Source organism: Streptomyces sp. NPDC046557 (genome assembly GCF_040645975.1).
Lineage (GTDB): Bacteria > Actinomycetota > Actinomycetes > Streptomycetales > Streptomycetaceae > Streptomyces.
On sequence record NZ_JBEYZH010000001.1, the window covers coordinates 758,457 to 773,195 of the forward strand.

Genomic DNA, 14,739 nt, shown 5'->3' on the forward strand with positions numbered 1-14,739 from the left:
CACGCCGAAGGGGCGCACCGGCGGGCGGTGCGCCCCTTCGGGCCGTGGCGCCCCGCGGGCATCGGCCCCCGGGGTGCGTCGTCGTCAGCCGCCGAGTTCCCGGTGGCGGGCGGCGTGCGCGGCCGCGCCGGCCTCCGTCAGCGAGCCGAACAGACGCAGGCGGGAGAAACCGCCGTCCGGGAAGATGTCGATGCGGACGTGCGTGCCGACCGCCGGGGTGTCCAGCACGAAGCGGTGGTTGGTGTCGGGCTGCAGGCGGGTGCGCGGCAGGAACTCCGTCCACTCGCCTTCCTGGCCGGACTTGACGGACAGCGAGGCCCAGCCGGCCGAGTTGCCCTTGAGGTAGGCGGTGTCGATCTCGACGGCGCGGATCTCGGAGTCGGCGACCAGCTGGTAGCGGATCCAGTCGTTGCCGTTGTCCCGACGGCGGGCGGTCTCCCAGCCGTCGTCCATCTTGCGGGACCGGCCCGGGTTGATGGTGTTGGTCGGCGGGGAGTAGAAGCGGTTGGACGCGTCCTCGACCGAGCCGCCGTTCTCCAGGGCGACGACGTCGAACGTACCGAGCGCGGCGAGCCACTTGGGGTCCGGGCGGACCTCTCCGTAGACGCGCAGGCGGGCCACGCCGCCGTCCGGGTGCTGGTTCAGGCGCAGGTGCGTGAAGCGCTGCTCGACGTCGACCTCGAAGCCGTTGGCCGCGTGGCCGCCGACCGGGGTGCGCTCGACGAGGGTCGTCCACTTGACGTCGTCCGAGAGCAGTTCCTCCGCGGTCGGGGAGCCCTCGACCGCGGTGGCCTGTACGGAGACGGCCTGCGGCATGTTGCCGCGGAAGTGGGCGGTGTCGACGACGATGCCGCGGATGACGCCGGGGGCACCGAGGCGGATCAGGGCGTAGTCGTGGTCCTCGGCGGTCGGCCACGGGTGCTCGGCCGAGACGCCGCGGCGGCGGCGGGTCTCCCAGCCGTCCATGACCTTGCCCTTGTGCCCGAAGTGCTCGGGGTCGAAGTGCGCGGGCTCCTCGATGAGCAGATTCTCGCGCTCGGCGAAGAACTCGTCGTTGGCGGCGATGACACCGGCGCCGAGCGCACGGGCCGCGAGGTTCGCGTACTGGGTGAACGGGAAGTCCGCGGTGCGGTAGTCCGCGTACGGGTCGCCGCCTCCGTACGGGTTCGCGTTACCGGTGAACGAGGCCGGAGGAGTGGAGCGCTGCGCCGTCACAGTCAGTTCTGCCTTTCGAGAAGTCGGCCCGTGGGCTCGGTCGGTGTGCCGTGGTCGGCGATCTGCGTGCCGCGCAGCCAGGTGGACTTCACGACGCCGTGCAGGGTCTTGCCCGCGTACGCCGTGACCTGGTTGCGGTGGTGCAGGTGGGCCGGGTCCACGGTGAAGGTCTCTTCGGGGGCCAGGACCGCGAAGTCGGCGTCGCGGCCGGCCTCGATGGCGCCCTTGGCGGCCAGTCCGGCCAGGGCGGCCGGCGCGGTGGACATCCAGCGCACGACCTCTTCGAGGGTGCGGCCGCGCTTCCTCGCCTCGGTCCAGATCGCCGGGAGGCCCAGCTGGAGGGAGGAGATGCCGCCCCACGCGGTGGCGAAGTCACCGGTCTTGAGGTCGGCGGTGGAGGGGGAGTGGTCGGAGACGACGCAGTCGATGGTGCCGTCGGCCAGCGCGTCCCACAGCAGGTCCTGGTTGGCGGCCTCGCGGATGGGCGGGCAGCACTTGAACTCGCTGGCGCCGTCGGGCACTTCCTCGGCGGTGAGGGTCAGGTAGTGCGGGCAGGACTCGACGGTGATCCGTACGCCCTCGGCCTTGGCGGCGGCGATCAGCGGCAGCGCGTCGGAGGAGGACAGGTGCAGGACGTGGACGCGCGCGTTCAGCCGCCTCGCCTGGGCGATGAGGTTCTCGATCGCGGTGTTCTCGGCGTCGCGCGGACGGGAGGCGAGGAAGTCCGCGTACTTGGGGCCGCTCTTCTGCGGCGCGGACTCCAGGTGGTGCGGGTCCTCGGCGTGCACGATCATCAGGCCGCCGAAGCCGGTGATCTCGGCGAGGGAGGTGGCCAGCTGTTCCTGGTCGAGCTGCGGGAACTCGTCCACGCCGGAGGGCGACAGGAAGCACTTGAAGCCGTAGACGCCGGCGTCGTGCAGCGGGCGCAGGTCCTTGACGTTGTCGGGCAGCGCGCCGCCCCAGAAGCCGACGTCGACGTGCGCCTTGCTGCGGGCGACGTCCTGCTTGATCCGCAGGTGGTCGACGGTGGTGGTCGGCGGCAGGGAGTTCAGCGGCATGTCGAGGATCGTGGTGATGCCTCCGGCCGCGGCGGCGCGGGTGGCCGTCCAGAAGCCCTCCCACTCGGTGCGGCCCGGGTCGTTCACGTGGACGTGGGTGTCCACCAGGCCGGGGAGCAGGACGTCGTCGCCGAAGTCCTCCAGGCGGGCACCGGCCGGTACTTCGGCCTCGTGCGGCAGTACGGCGACGATCTTCCCGGCGGCGACGGCTACCGAAGCGGCGCGCGTCCCCTCGGGGGTGATGACGCGAGTCGAGCGCAGTACCAGTTCCACGTCGTCGGACACGCCGGAACCTCCCCATCTACTTCCACAGAGCGAAATTCAACGTTCTGTTGACGGAGTCTTCACCGCGATCCGGAGCCAGTCAAGAGTGTCCGGACGGACCGCTGACATGCCCGCGAGCCACTTGGACGTTTCCACAAGATGGAATTAAGATTTCACTATACAGAATGTAGCTATCACCACCCTGAAGCGCCAGGTACCTTCGGGGCACCCTCCGTCTCCAGGACAAACCGCCTCTGACCGGCGGGGAAGGCGTCGCCCGGCCCTAGGGCCGACGCCGACCGACCGGTAGGCTGCTTCCTTGCCTGCCAGCACCGAAAGGACCGCGCCCGTGCCGACGTCCAGCGCCAGCACCACCGACGCTTCCGCCAAGCCCACCGCCGGCGGCGGTGGCGTCCAGTCCCTGGAGCGCGCCTTCGACCTGCTCGAACGCATGGCCGACGCGGGGGGCGAGGTCGGCCTCAGTGAGCTCTCCGCCGCCAGCGGGCTGCCGCTGCCGACCATCCACCGCCTCATGCGCACCCTCGTCGCCTGCGGATACGTCCGCCAGCAGCCCAACCGACGCTACTCGCTCGGCCCCCGACTGATCCGCCTCGGCGAGTCGGCCGCCCGACTGCTCGGCACCTGGGCCCGCCCCTACCTGGCGCGCCTGGTCGAGGAGACCGGTGAGACGGCCAACATGGCCCTGTTGGACGGGGACGAGATCGTCTACGTCGCCCAGGTGCCGTCCAAGCACTCCATGCGCATGTTCACCGAGGTCGGCCGCCGGGTGCTGCCGCACTCCACCGGCGTGGGCAAGGCGCTGCTCGCCTACACCCCCGCCGACGAGGTCCGCGCCCTGCTGGCGCGCACCGGGATGCCCGCCGCGACCGAGAAGACCATCACCACGCCCGAGGGCTTCCTGGACGCCCTGGAGCAGGTGCGCAAGGTCGGCTACGCGGTCGACGACAACGAGCAGGAAATAGGGGTCCGCTGCCTCGCGGTGTCGGTGCCGAACTCACCGACCGCCGCGGCGATCTCCATCTCGGGTCCGGCGGGCCGGGTGACGGAGGCCGTGGCCGAGTCCTTCGTGCCAATCCTGCAGGGCGTCGCGACCGAGCTGTCGGTGGCCCTGCAGAGCCAGAGCCCGGCGTAGGCCCGTACGTCCCGTAGGCCCGGTACGCACGACGGCCCCGGCCCCGCCCGAAAGGGCGTGGCCGGGGCTTTCGCGTCCGCTCAGCCGGTCGGGACCGCCTGGGTGAGGCGGCCGTCCGCCATCCGCGCCGTGCGGTCCATCCGCTCCAGGTGGGCGTGGTCGTGGGTGACCAGCACGGTGGCCGTGGAGCGCTCGCGGGTCAGGGTGACCAGCAGGTCGAGCACCGCCGCGCCGCGCTCGTGGTCCAGCGCGCTGGTGGGCTCGTCGACCAGCAGCACGGCGGGCTCGTTCATCAGCGCGCGGGCGATGTTCACGCGCTGGCGCTGGCCCCCGGAGAGCTGGTGCGGTCGCTTGTCGGCCTTGTCGGCCAGGCCCACCGCGTCCAGCAGCTCCAGCGCGCGCCCGCGCAGCCGCCGGACGGAGCGCCCGGACAGATGGGCCATCACCTGGAGCTGCTCGACGGCGGTCAGGGACGCGGGCAGGTTGGGCTGCTGGAACACGATCCCGATCGCCTCCCGGCGCAGCCTCGACTTCTCGGCCGCGCCCAGGTCGGCGGTGTCCCGCCCCGCGACGACCACCCGCCCGGAGTCGGGGGTGACGAGGGTCGCGGCGACGGCGAGCAGGCTGGACTTGCCGGAACCGGAGGGCCCGATCACGGCGGTGAGGGTGCCGCCGGGCACCTCCAGACAGACGCCGTCCAGCGCGGTGAGCCGACTGTCGCCGTCGGGGTAGGTGAGGGTGACGTCATGGAGGTGCAGGGTCATCGGGCGCTCCCGAGGGCGGTCAGCGGGTCGACGGCGGTGATCCGCCGGATGGACAGGGCCGCGCCCAGCGCGCCGAGGACGATCATGACCACGGCGGGGAGGAGGACGGTGGCCGCGTCGAGTACGAAGGGCACCGCGCCACCGCTGATCAGCGCGCCGATACCGGCCGCGAGCGCGGTGCCGAGCCCGGTGCCCAGGCCCAGCATCACCACGGCCTGGCCGAGGGCGTCGCGGAGCAGGTAGCCGGTGGAGGCCCCCAGCGCTTTCAGGACCGCGATGTCGCCGCTGCGCTGGATCGTCCACACCGTGAAGAAGGCCCCTATGACGAGCGCCGAAATGGCGAACAGGAAGCCGCGCATCAGCTGGAGCGAGCCGTTCTCGGAGGAGTAGGAGCCGATGGCGCCCAAGGCGTCGTCGACCGTTTCCGTCTTGGTCCCGGCGGCCTCGTCGCCGGCGGTGAGGTCGGCGCCCGGGGCATCCAGGGCGACGACGGTGGCGACGGTGGCGCCGACCCCGCCCGGGTTCCCGACGCGTTGCCAGTCCCCCAGGTCCGCCCAGACCACGGGCGTGTGGCTGAACGCGGTCGTGCCGGACACCGCGGTCACGGTCAGGTCGAGCGGGCCGACCCTCAGCCGGGCTCCGGGCTTCAGCCCGCCGAGTTCCTCGGCGGCCTTCTCGGTGAGGACCACCCTCCCCGGGGCCAGGCCGGAGCCGCGGGGCGCGAGCCGGCCGACCGGGTCGACGCCGAAGAGGGACACGGCGGCGGCGCGCCCGCCGGAGACCGCGTTGGTCGTACGGATGGCCAGGGGCTCCGCCGCGCGGACCCCCGGCCGGGCGCGCCAGGTCCTCCAGGCGCTTTCCGGTACCTGCGAGTTGGTGAAGGACACCTTCTGATCGCCGGCGGGCGCGGAGAAGGACAGGTGGGTGGCGGGCAGTGCGGTGACGGCCGAGATGTTCTCCCGGGCCAGTCCGGCGGTGAGTCCGGACAACAGGCCGACCAACAGCGTGATCAGCAGGACGACCGCCCCCATCAGGGCGAAGCGGCCCTTGGCGAACCGTAGATCTCTCCATGCGACGAACATGGTCCCCACCCTGCTGTCGGCGGCGGGCCCGGGGCATCGCGCGGCGGTTCGGTTCCCGGTATCGAAGGACGGAGCCGGACATCGAACTTTCGGTTGACCGGGCGCCGTCGGGCCGCGCTTACGCTGGTCCGGCCATGCCTGTACCTCCCCGCTCCCCCGCCTCCCGCCCGCTGACGCCCGTGTCGCGCGTCCTGCGGCTGTGCCTGCACGCGCTGTTCCTCGCACTGCTCGCCCTGGCCGCCGGGCGGGCCGTCACGGACGGCGCGACCCGCGCCGGGTGGGTGGTGGCCGTCTGCGCGCTGCTCGCCGCGCTCTACGCGGGCGGGGCGCTGACGCCCGCGGTGCACCGGTCGCCGCGGGCCGGGGCGGTGTGGCTGGGGGCGCTGGGCTGCGCGTGGGCGGCGCTGCTCGTCATCTCCTCCGACGGGTTGTGGATCGCCTTCCCGCTGTACTTCCTGGAGCTGCACCTGCTGCGGCTGCGCTGGGGGATCGCGGCCGTCGCGGTGACGGCGTGCGCGGCAATCGGCGGCTTCCTCGGGCACAGAAGCACGGCGGACGGCCCGGTGGTGACGCCGGGGGCGTTCCTCGGTCCGCTGCTGGGCGGCGCCGTGGCGGTGGCGACCGTACTGGGCTACCAGGCGCTGTACCGCGAGAGCGAGCGCCGGCGGCAGCTGATCGAGGAGCTCATGGCGACGCGGGCGGAACTGGCCGACGCCGAGCGGAGCGCGGGCATCCTGGCCGAGCGGGAACGGCTCGCGCGGGAGATCCACGACACCCTGGCGCAGGGGCTGTCGTCCATCCAGTTGCTGCTGCGGGCCGCCGAGCGGTCGCTCCCCGAGGACGCGGCGGCGCTGGAGCACATCGGCCGGGCCCGTGAGACCGCCCAGGAGAACCTTTCCGAGGCGCGCCGGTTCGTGCGCGCCCTGACCCCGCCGGATCTGGAACACGGGTCGCTCGCCGCCGCGCTGGAGCGGCTGTGCTCGGCGGTACCCGGGCCCCGGGTTCGGTTCTCCCTCAGCGGCGCGCCCCGGGCGCTGCCCACCCCGTACGAGGTGGCGCTGCTGCGGATCGCCCAGTCGGCGCTGGCCAATGTGGTGCGGCACGCGCGGGCCGGGCGCGCCGAGATCACCCTCACCTTCATGGACGCCTCCGTCACGTTGGACGTCGTCGACGACGGTCATGGCTTCGATGTCGGCTCGGCGCCCTCGGGCGACGGCGGCTTCGGCCTGCCGGCGATGCGCTCGCGGGCCGAGACGCTGGGCGGGCTGTTCAGCGTGGAGTCCGCCCCGGGCCAGGGCACCGCCGTGGCCGTCACCCTGCCGCTGCCCCTGGAGGCACCCTGATGACGATCCGGCTGTTGCTGGCCGACGACCACCCTGTGGTGCGGGCCGGGCTGCGGGCCGTGCTGGAGGCCGAGCCGGACTTCGCGGTGGCGGCGGAGGCGGCGACGGCGGAGCGGGCGGTGGAGCTGGCCGCCTCGGCCGAGGTCGACGTGGTGCTGATGGACCTCCAGTTCGGGTCCGGGATGCACGGCGCGGCGGCGACGGCCCTGATCACGGCGCGTCCGGCGGCCCCGAGAGTGCTGGTGCTGACCACGTACGACACGGACGCGGACATCCTGGCGGCGGTGGAGGCCGGCGCCTCGGGCTACCTGCTGAAGGACGCCCCGCCGGAGGAACTGGCGGCGGCGGTCCGCACGGCGGCGGCCGGCCAGTCGGCGCTGGCCCCGGCGGTGGCGCTCCGGCTGATGGACCGGATGCGGACGCCCGCGGAGGCGTTGACGAAGCGGGAGCTGGAGGTGCTCCAGCTGGTCGCGGACGGGCTGTCGAACCAGCAGATCTCGAAGCGGCTCTTCCTCAGCCAGGCCACGGTCAAGTCCCACCTGGTCCACGTGTACGCGAAGCTCGGCGTCGACTCCCGCACGGCGGCGGTGGCCGCCGCCGCCGGCCGCCGTCTGATCCGCACCCGGTAGCCGTGTCGGCCGGCCCTATGCGACCCAGTGCGGGCGCTGCACCGCCGGGGTGAGCGGGACGCCGTCGTGGAGGGCGGCCGCGAGGCGGCGTACGGCCTCTTCCAGCCGGTCGACGGGGAGGGTGTACGGGATCCGCAGCCGGTGTTCGAAGGTGCCGGGGTCCACCCCGAAGCGGGCTCCCCGCCCGATGTGGACTCCGGCGGCGGCGGCCCGCTCGGACAGCGCGGAGCTGACCGGCTCGCCGAGGTCCACCCAGAGGGAGAGCCCGCCCGGCGGCAGTTGCCACGACCACTCGGGGGTGTGCCGCTGGAGCGCGCGCACCAGGACCTCGCGCCGTACGCGCAGCTCCGCGAGCCGGTCGGGCAGCGCCCGGTCCAGCCTTTCCAGCAGCGGGAGCGCGACGAGCTGGTCCAGTACGGAACCGGTCATGTCGGCCGCGACCCGGACCGTGGTCAGCTCGGTGATCATCTTGGCGGTGGCGCGGATCCAGCCGACCCGCAGTCCGCCCCAGTACGTCTTGCTGAGCGAGCCGATGGTCACGATGTGGTCGGCTCCCCCGGGCGGCGCCAGGGACGCCAGCGGCGCGGGGGCCGGTACGTCGAGCGCGATGTCGGCGATGGTCTCGTCCACCACCAGCCAGGTGCCGGTCCGCCGGGTGGCCGACAGCAGGCGCAGCCGCTGATCCGGCGGCATCAGGGCGCCGGTGGGGTTGTGGAAGTCCGGGATCACGTAGGCCAGTCGCGGGACGGTCTGGCGCAGGGTGGATTCGGCGATCTCCATGTCCCAGCCCGTGTCGGAGACCGCGATCGACCCGGTGCGCACCCGGGCGTGGCGGAGCGCGTCCAGGGCGTTGGCGTAGGTGGGGCTCTCGGCGACGACCCGGTCCCCGGACCGGCAGAGCAGGCTCACGACCAGCGCGAACGCCTGTTGGGCGCCGGCCGTCACGAGGATCTGTTCCGGGCGGGTCGGCAGCCCGCGCCGGGTGAACCGCTCGGCCACGGCCGTCCGCAGGGCGGGCAGTCCGAACGGATGGTAGCCGGGGGTGCGCGCGGCCTCGGGGAGCCTGGACGCGGCCCAGGTCAGTGCCTCGGTCAGGGCCCCTTCGGGGGCGCTCATGGCGGCGATGGCGAGGTCCGTGCCGGGGTCGTCGTCGGGCCTGTGGCCACCGGCGCCGAGGAGCGTGGGGGCGCCGACGGGGCGGTGTCCGTCGGGGAGGTCGGTCCAGGTGCCCGAGCCGCGGCGGCTGCGGGCGTAACCGCTCTCGCGGAGCAGATCGTAGGCGCCGGTGACGGTGGCCCGGCCGGCGCCGACCGCCTCGGCCAATTCGCGTTCGGCGGGCAGCCGCACGTGCAGGGCGATCCGGCCGTCCAGGATCAGGGTCCGCACGGCGTCGGCGAGCGCCCGGTAGCCGGGCCGGGCAAGAACCCCCGGCGGGAGGAGCGCCGCCAACTGGCGGCTGCCGATGGTCCTGTCCGCGGTCTGGACGATTCGCCCATTCGCCATGCCAACCTCCCCTGATTGGCTCTGCCTGCCAGGCCAATCGAGGGACCACACTCGCCGTACTGGCCCCCGATTGGCAAGGAGACGCCGGTCATGTCGACCACCCGTGACGCCTGGATGCTGACTGATCGTGACGAGCGGGCCCTGGTGGCCGCTGCCGAGCGGCGGATCTCGGAGCCCCTGCGACTCGCGGCGGCGGCGACCGCCCTGCGCGCACTGGGCCGGTTCCTGCTGAGCCCGTTCCCCCGGGACGGGTTCGGACGGGGCCGCCCGCGCGGGTCCGCGCAGGGACGAGAATCGCTGACATGTCAGCCGACACCGCACACTCCGACCGGTCCGGCGCCGACCGGCCCCGCGCCGACCGATCCGGCCCCGATCCTTCCGGCTCCGACCCTTCCGGCTCCGACCGCCCGGTGATCGCCGGCCTGCTCCTCGCGGCGGGCGGCGGCCGTCGCCTTGGCGGCCGGCCCAAGGCCCTGCTGCCCTACCGCGGCCGCCCGCTCGTCGAGAACGCGGTGCGGGTGCTGCGGGAGGCGGGCTGCGACCCGGTGCACGTGGTGCTGGGCGCGTCGGCTGCGGAGGTCCGTGAGCGCGCCGACCTGACGGGCTGCGTCGTCGTGGACAACCCCGGCTGGGCGGAGGGCATGGGTTCCTCGCTGCGGCTGGGCCTGCGCTCGCTGGCCGGCACGGGCGCCGTCGCCGCCCTGGTGTCGCTCGTGGACCAGCCGGGGATCGGGGCGCGGGCGGTGGCCCGCGTCCTGGCCGCGTACCGCTCCCCCGCCAGTCTCGTGGCGGCGGCCTATGACGGCGAGCGTGGCCACCCGGTGCTGTTCGGGTCCGCCCGCTGGAGCGACATCGAGCAGACGGCGACCGGCGACCGGGGCGCGCGGGAGCACCTGAGGGAGCACGCGGACGAACTCACGCTGGTGGAGTGCGCGGACATCGCCGATGCGTTCGACGTCGACACCCCGCCCGACCTGGCGCGGCTCGGGTGACGGGCTGTGCGCGGGGTGATCGGTATGGCACTGAGGGCCACCGATCGGCGGAATATGTCGAGCAGGAGAATCTCGACATCAACAAACCATTGAACTTCCACCATGAGGAAATTACTATCCACTGGTCAGAAGCGCCCTGAACCACAGACGGCGCCCGCGACCGTATTCCGGAACTCTCCACACCCGACGACACTGCGTGCCGTCTCGCGCGAGCATTCCCCGCGGCCGCCAGGCACCGCCGCTGAAGGAGTGACAGATATGTCCGCACCAGCGCCGTCCCCGCTGGCCATCGTCGACGCCGAGCCCCTGCCCCGGCAGGACGAGGTCCTCACCGAAGCGGCCCTGGCCTTCGTGGCCGAGCTGCACCGGCGGTTCGCCCCCCGCCGCGCCGAGCTACTCGCCCGGCGCGCCGAACGGCGCTCCGAGATCGCCCGCACCTCCAGCCTCGACTTCCTCCCGGACACCGCACAGGTCCGCGAGGGCGACTGGAAGGTGGCGCCCGCGCCTGCCGCGCTGAACGACCGCCGGGTGGAGATCACCGGTCCGACGGACCGAAAGATGACCATCAACGCCCTGAATTCAGGCGCCAAGGTCTGGCTCGCCGACTTCGAGGACGCTTCGGCTCCCACCTGGGAGAACGTCGTCCTCGGCCAGCTCAACCTGATCGACGCCTACGAGCGGCGGATCGACTTCACCGACCCGCGCACCGGCAAGTCGTACGCCCTGAAGCCGGCCGACCGGCTCGCCACCGTCGTGATGCGACCGCGCGGCTGGCACCTGGAGGAGCGCCACCTCACCATCGACGGCGCTCCGGCCTCCGGCTCGCTCGTGGACTTCGGCCTGTACTTCTTCCACAACGCGCAGCGCCTGATCGACCTCGGCAAGGGCCCGTACTTCTACCTGCCGAAGACGGAGTCGCACCTGGAGGCGCGCCTCTGGAACGACATCTTCGTCTTCGCCCAGGACTACGTCGGCATCCCGCAGGGCACCGTCCGCGCGACCGTCCTGATCGAGACCATCACCGCGGCGTACGAGATGGAGGAGATCCTCTACGAGCTGCGCGACCACGCCGCGGGCCTGAACGCGGGGCGCTGGGACTACCTCTTCTCGATCGTGAAGAACTTCCGCGACGGCGGCGAGAAGTTCGTCCTGCCGGACCGCAACGCGGTGACGATGACCGCCCCGTTCATGCGGGCGTACACCGAACTCCTCGTCCGTACCTGCCACAAGCGCGGCGCGCACGCGATCGGCGGCATGGCGGCCTTCATCCCGTCCCGCAAGGACGCGGAGGTCAACCGAATCGCGTTCGAGAAGGTGCGGGCCGACAAGGACCGCGAGGCGGCCGACGGCTTCGACGGCTCCTGGGTCGCCCACCCCGACCTCGTCCCGATCGCGATGGCTTCCTTCGACGCGGTGCTCGGCGAGAAGCCGAACCAGAAGGACCGGCTGCGCGAGGACGTCTCGGTGGCCCCGGGCGACCTGATCGCGATCGACTCCCTGGACGCGAAGCCGACGTACGAGGGCCTGCGCAACGCGGTCCAGGTGGGCATCCGTTACATCGAGGCATGGCTGCGGGGCCTCGGCGCCGTCGGCATCTTCGGCCTGATGGAGGACGCCGCCACCGCCGAGATCTCGCGCTCGCAGATCTGGCAGTGGATCAACGCGGGCGTGGTGTTCGAGCACGACGGCGCGCTGGTGCCGGCCACGGCCGAGCTGACCCGTGAGCTCGCCGCCGGGGAACTCGCCGCGATCCGCGCCGAGGTCGGCGAAGACGCCTTCGCCGCCGGCAAGTGGCAGCAGGCCCACGATCTCCTGCTCCAGGTCGCCCTCGACGCCGACTACGCGGACTTCCTCACCCTCCCGGCGTACGAGCAGCTCCTCGGCTGACCTCCCCGCACTTCGGCTGAAACGCACAGCAGCCGAACGCACCGACTCCGCCCCCGTCGCCCCCAACGCGCCGGGGGCGGAGCCGTGTTCGGCTCGGGGTGGACTCACGGCGGGCTCGATTCCCGACCGACTGGTCGGTCGTTACGTCATCGTAATCTGCGTGTACCTAGCGGTAACATCCGGGCGCGTGTCACCTTTCCGATGCCACCGGCGCCGGCGGTAACCCCCACTTCCCAGCCATGCGACGCCAGTTGTCCTGGCCTTCGCGTGGCCGACCGCAGGAGTTCCGCAGTGATCGGATTCCGCAACGTCAGCAAAGACCGGACCCGCCGTCGCGTGCGACGACTCGCCGGTGTCGGGATGGCCCTCCCGCTCGCCGTCACGGCGCTGCTGGGCGGCGGCGCCGGCCCGGCCGCGGCGAGTCCCGGCAACGGGCCCACCGCGATCGTGTCCATGGGCGACAGCTACATCTCGGGCGAGGCCGGCCGCTGGAAGGGCAACAGCCTCACCAACAGCGGCAGTCGCACCGGCACCGACCGGGCCTGGATCAGCGGCAGCACGTACGACCCGTCGAAGGTATACGGGACCACCGCCGGCGGATGCGACCGCTCGGACGCGGCCGAGGTGCTGAGCGCGGGCGCGGTGGCCGCCGTCGCCGTGAACCTGGCCTGCTCCGGGGCCGTCTCGGACAACGTGTTCCGAGCCTCCAACGGCGGCGTCCCCTTCAAGGGCGAGGCGCCGCAGGCGGATCAACTGGCGGCGGTGGCCGCGGCCGACGACGTCAAGGTGATCGCGCTGTCCATCGGCGGCAACGACCTCGGCTTCGCCGACATCATCAAGGAGTGCGCCTACGACTTCGTCCTCTGGAACTCCTACTGCTACGACGACCAGCAGGCGGGCGTGGACCAGAAGATCGACGGGGTCATGGCCAAGGTCGGCAAGTCGGTCGACGAGATCCGGGCCGTGATGCGCGGCGCCGGATACGCCGACTCCTCCTACCGGATCGTGCTCCAGTCCTACCCGTCGCCGATCCCGCGCGGCGCGGAGAACCGGTACACCCAGAGCGACTGGAGCCGGCTCAACACCGGCGGCTGCCCGTTCTGGAACCGGGACTCCGACTGGGCGCGGGACTCGCTCGTGCCGCAGATCGCGAACGGCATCAAGGCGGTCGCCGCGGCCAAGGGCGTGCAGTTCCTGGACCTGCGGGACATGATGCAGGGGCGCGAGGTGTGCGCCAAGGCCAGCACGCAGGTGACCGCGACCTCGGCGGCATCGGCGAAGACGAGCGAGTGGGCACGCTGGATCGACAACAACGCGTCGCAGGGCCTGGTCCAGGAGTCCATGCACCCGAACTACTTCGGTCAGCTGGCCGTCGGGCGCTGCCTCGCGCTGGCCGTGGCGCAGCCGGCGAACGCGTCGTCGGGCTGCAAGAACACACCCGGCGGGGACCAGAGCGGCATGTACCTGAGCCCCGCCTCCTGAGCCCCGGCTCCTGAACCGGACCCCTGAACTCAGGCCCCTGACCGCCGCCGGACCGCTCCCTGGCCCCTCCCCGAACCCTGCCCGACCCGGCCGCCTTGCCCCCGCCCCGGCGGTCCGCCGCGTCACGGGGCGGTCCGCCCGTCACGGCATGGGCGTGCCCGTCCGTCGACTCCGCCGATCGGCGGAGCGGCTGACTCCCGCCACCGCCCTGGTGAAGGCCGCCCGGCAGCGCGACCAGTCCGGGTCCGGGGTCCCCGTCCCCAGGGCCAGCAGCTTGGGGAGGAGGTCCGCCGAGAAGGAGCGGGCCGCCTCCGCGGGGACCAGGGACGGCAGGTTGTCGATGGCGATCACGTCCAGCGGACGGGGGCCCGCGCGCAGCCGGCGGACCGGGACCTCCCAGTCCGTGAGCCGGTCGTAGACGGGCAAAAGGTGCAGCGGGGAGCCGGTGTCACAGGTGATGTCGGCGATCACCGTGAGCCGCCGTTCCCGGTCGGGGTCGAGGTCGGCGGGGGTGAGGAACGGTGGTACCGGGCGTGTGGTGAGCACCGCGTTGACCAGGATGTCGTGTCCGAGCAGGGCGGGCCGGTCCAGCCGGACGGTGTCACCCCGGTCCCACCGGGTCACCCGTACCCCGGCGGTCGCCAGGGCGTCCGCGGCGCCCCGGGCGCTGCGGCCGTGGCCACCGATGACCAGGGCCCGCAGTTCCCTCGGCTCCCGGTCTCCGGCCGGGACGGTGTAGGAGTCCCGTAATCGCGCGTCGAGTTCCTCGCGCGCGAGGGGCACCAGCGGGGCGGCGAGCCGGCCCCGGGCATGCAGGACGGCCAGGGCGGCGCCCGCGTACCCGGCCCAGTAACCGAAGGCCGCGAGCCTGCGCCCGTGCTCGTCGGCCAGGTACTCCAGGTCGAACAGGGTCCCGCCGCCCGCCGCGAACCTCCGCAGCAGCGCGCGGGCCTGCGTCTGGCCCTTGTAGGCGTGCCCGAAGTACACGTGCCTGTGCCGTAAACGTTCCGGCGTGGGCGGGAGTTCCTTCAGGCCCAGGACGAACGCGGAGCCGGGCGCGGAGGTGGCCCAGGCACCGGCGGGCGCGGTCGCACAGCCGGCGTCCGCGTAGTCGGTGAGCGGGAAGACCCGGTGTGCGGATTCCTCCACGGTGATCCGTACGCCCTTCCGGACGAGTTGCTCGGCGTCGTGCGGGGTGAGGGGGGCGCGGCGTTCGGTGGGCCGTGTCTCGGTGCGCATCCACAACTGCGGTGACTCTGGCATCGGCGGTACCACCTGTCTGCTCAGGGACGCCCTCGGGGCGTCCGCGTGCACCATGTGACCGGGCCCCAAGGATCAGTTCGCCGCCCGCGTTCGGCAAGGAGTAC

General features: G+C 72.8%; 12 protein-coding genes. 6 read left to right on the forward strand and 6 right to left on the reverse strand.

Annotated elements, in window-relative coordinates; translation table 11 throughout:
• Positions 1 to 84 precede the first annotated feature (84 nt).
• Both alc and allB read right to left on the reverse strand, forming a co-directional pair.
• Positions 85 to 1,215, reverse strand: a complete 1,131-nt coding sequence (gene alc / locus ABZ934_RS03710) for an allantoicase (RefSeq protein ID WP_361308092.1) — start codon at positions 1,213 to 1,215, stop codon at positions 85 to 87.
• 2 nt (positions 1,216 to 1,217) lie between these two features.
• Entirely contained in the window at positions 1,218 to 2,558 is a 1,341-nt protein-coding gene (gene allB, locus ABZ934_RS03715; protein ID WP_361308094.1) for an allantoinase AllB, read from the reverse strand.
• A 328-nt stretch (positions 2,559 to 2,886) separates the two neighbouring features.
• On the opposite strand from allB, the gene ABZ934_RS03720 reads away from it, so the two are divergent.
• Positions 2,887 to 3,690, forward strand: a complete 804-nt coding sequence (locus ABZ934_RS03720) for an IclR family transcriptional regulator (protein ID WP_361308096.1) — start codon at positions 2,887 to 2,889, stop codon at positions 3,688 to 3,690.
• Positions 3,691 to 3,770: 80 nt separating this feature from the next.
• Here the strand turns inward: ABZ934_RS03720 and ABZ934_RS03725 are convergent, their stop codons facing one another.
• A complete protein-coding gene (locus ABZ934_RS03725) occupies positions 3,771 to 4,454 on the reverse strand; it encodes an ABC transporter ATP-binding protein (RefSeq protein ID WP_361308098.1) in 684 nt (227 codons plus the stop codon).
• Positions 4,451 to 5,536, reverse strand: a complete 1,086-nt coding sequence (locus ABZ934_RS03730; RefSeq protein ID WP_361308100.1) for an ABC transporter permease — start codon at positions 5,534 to 5,536, stop codon at positions 4,451 to 4,453. The genes ABZ934_RS03725 and ABZ934_RS03730 overlap by 4 nt, the downstream gene beginning before the upstream one ends.
• A 134-nt stretch (positions 5,537 to 5,670) precedes the next feature.
• On the opposite strand from ABZ934_RS03730, the gene ABZ934_RS03735 reads away from it, so the two are divergent.
• Both ABZ934_RS03735 and ABZ934_RS03740 read left to right on the forward strand, forming a co-directional pair.
• Positions 5,671 to 6,879, forward strand: a complete 1,209-nt coding sequence (locus ABZ934_RS03735) for a sensor histidine kinase (RefSeq protein WP_361308102.1) — start codon at positions 5,671 to 5,673, stop codon at positions 6,877 to 6,879.
• Positions 6,879 to 7,508 carry a response regulator transcription factor gene (locus ABZ934_RS03740; protein ID WP_361308104.1) on the forward strand — a complete coding sequence of 210 codons (630 nt, stop codon included), beginning with the start codon at positions 6,879 to 6,881 and terminating at the stop codon, positions 7,506 to 7,508. Before ABZ934_RS03735 ends, ABZ934_RS03740 begins: the two co-directional genes overlap by 1 nt.
• A 15-nt stretch (positions 7,509 to 7,523) precedes the next feature.
• On the opposite strand, the gene ABZ934_RS03745 is transcribed toward ABZ934_RS03740, so the two are convergent.
• Entirely contained in the window at positions 7,524 to 9,011 is a 1,488-nt protein-coding gene (locus ABZ934_RS03745) for a PLP-dependent aminotransferase family protein (RefSeq protein ID WP_361308106.1), read from the reverse strand.
• A 302-nt stretch (positions 9,012 to 9,313) separates the two neighbouring features.
• Here ABZ934_RS03745 and ABZ934_RS03750 point away from each other — a divergent pair, with 302 nt between their 5' ends.
• The 3 genes from ABZ934_RS03750 (at position 9,314) to ABZ934_RS03760 (ending at position 13,372) form a co-directional block, all read left to right on the forward strand.
• Positions 9,314 to 10,003, forward strand: a complete 690-nt coding sequence (locus ABZ934_RS03750) for a nucleotidyltransferase family protein (RefSeq protein WP_361308108.1) — start codon at positions 9,314 to 9,316, stop codon at positions 10,001 to 10,003.
• A 258-nt stretch (positions 10,004 to 10,261) separates the two neighbouring features.
• The gene (aceB, locus tag ABZ934_RS03755; protein ID WP_361308110.1) at positions 10,262 to 11,890 is read left to right on the forward strand and encodes a malate synthase A; all 1,629 of its coding nucleotides are present in this window, start codon (positions 10,262 to 10,264) and stop codon (positions 11,888 to 11,890) included.
• Positions 11,891 to 12,181: 291 nt separating this feature from the next.
• On the forward strand, positions 12,182 to 13,372 hold the full coding sequence (locus tag ABZ934_RS03760) for a GDSL-type esterase/lipase family protein (RefSeq protein ID WP_361308112.1): 1,191 nt from the start codon (positions 12,182 to 12,184) through the stop codon (positions 13,370 to 13,372).
• Positions 13,373 to 13,513: 141 nt separating this feature from the next.
• On the opposite strand, the gene ABZ934_RS03765 is transcribed toward ABZ934_RS03760, so the two are convergent.
• Positions 13,514 to 14,635: a saccharopine dehydrogenase gene (locus ABZ934_RS03765; protein ID WP_361308114.1), complete on the reverse strand. Its 1,122-nt coding sequence runs from the start codon at positions 14,633 to 14,635 to the stop codon at positions 13,514 to 13,516.
• Positions 14,636 to 14,739: the final 104 nt, after the last annotated feature.

Excerpts from the sequence above, each read along its gene's own strand:
- ABZ934_RS03725 (WP_361308098.1), bottom strand. The coding sequence starts at position 4,454 with ATGACCCTGCACCTCCATGACGTCACCCTCACCTACCCCGACGGCGAC.
- ABZ934_RS03730 (WP_361308100.1), bottom strand. The coding sequence starts at position 5,536 with ATGTTCGTCGCATGGAGAGATCTACGGTTCGCCAAGGGCCGCTTCGCC.
- ABZ934_RS03735 (WP_361308102.1), top strand. The coding sequence starts at position 5,671 with ATGCCTGTACCTCCCCGCTCCCCCGCCTCCCGCCCGCTGACGCCCGTG.
- ABZ934_RS03740 (WP_361308104.1), top strand. The coding sequence starts at position 6,879 with ATGACGATCCGGCTGTTGCTGGCCGACGACCACCCTGTGGTGCGGGCC.
- ABZ934_RS03745 (WP_361308106.1), bottom strand. The coding sequence starts at position 9,011 with ATGGCGAATGGGCGAATCGTCCAGACCGCGGACAGGACCATCGGCAGC.
- ABZ934_RS03750 (WP_361308108.1), top strand. The coding sequence starts at position 9,314 with ATGTCAGCCGACACCGCACACTCCGACCGGTCCGGCGCCGACCGGCCC.
- aceB (WP_361308110.1), top strand. The coding sequence starts at position 10,262 with ATGTCCGCACCAGCGCCGTCCCCGCTGGCCATCGTCGACGCCGAGCCC.
- ABZ934_RS03765 (WP_361308114.1), bottom strand. The coding sequence starts at position 14,635 with ATGCCAGAGTCACCGCAGTTGTGGATGCGCACCGAGACACGGCCCACC.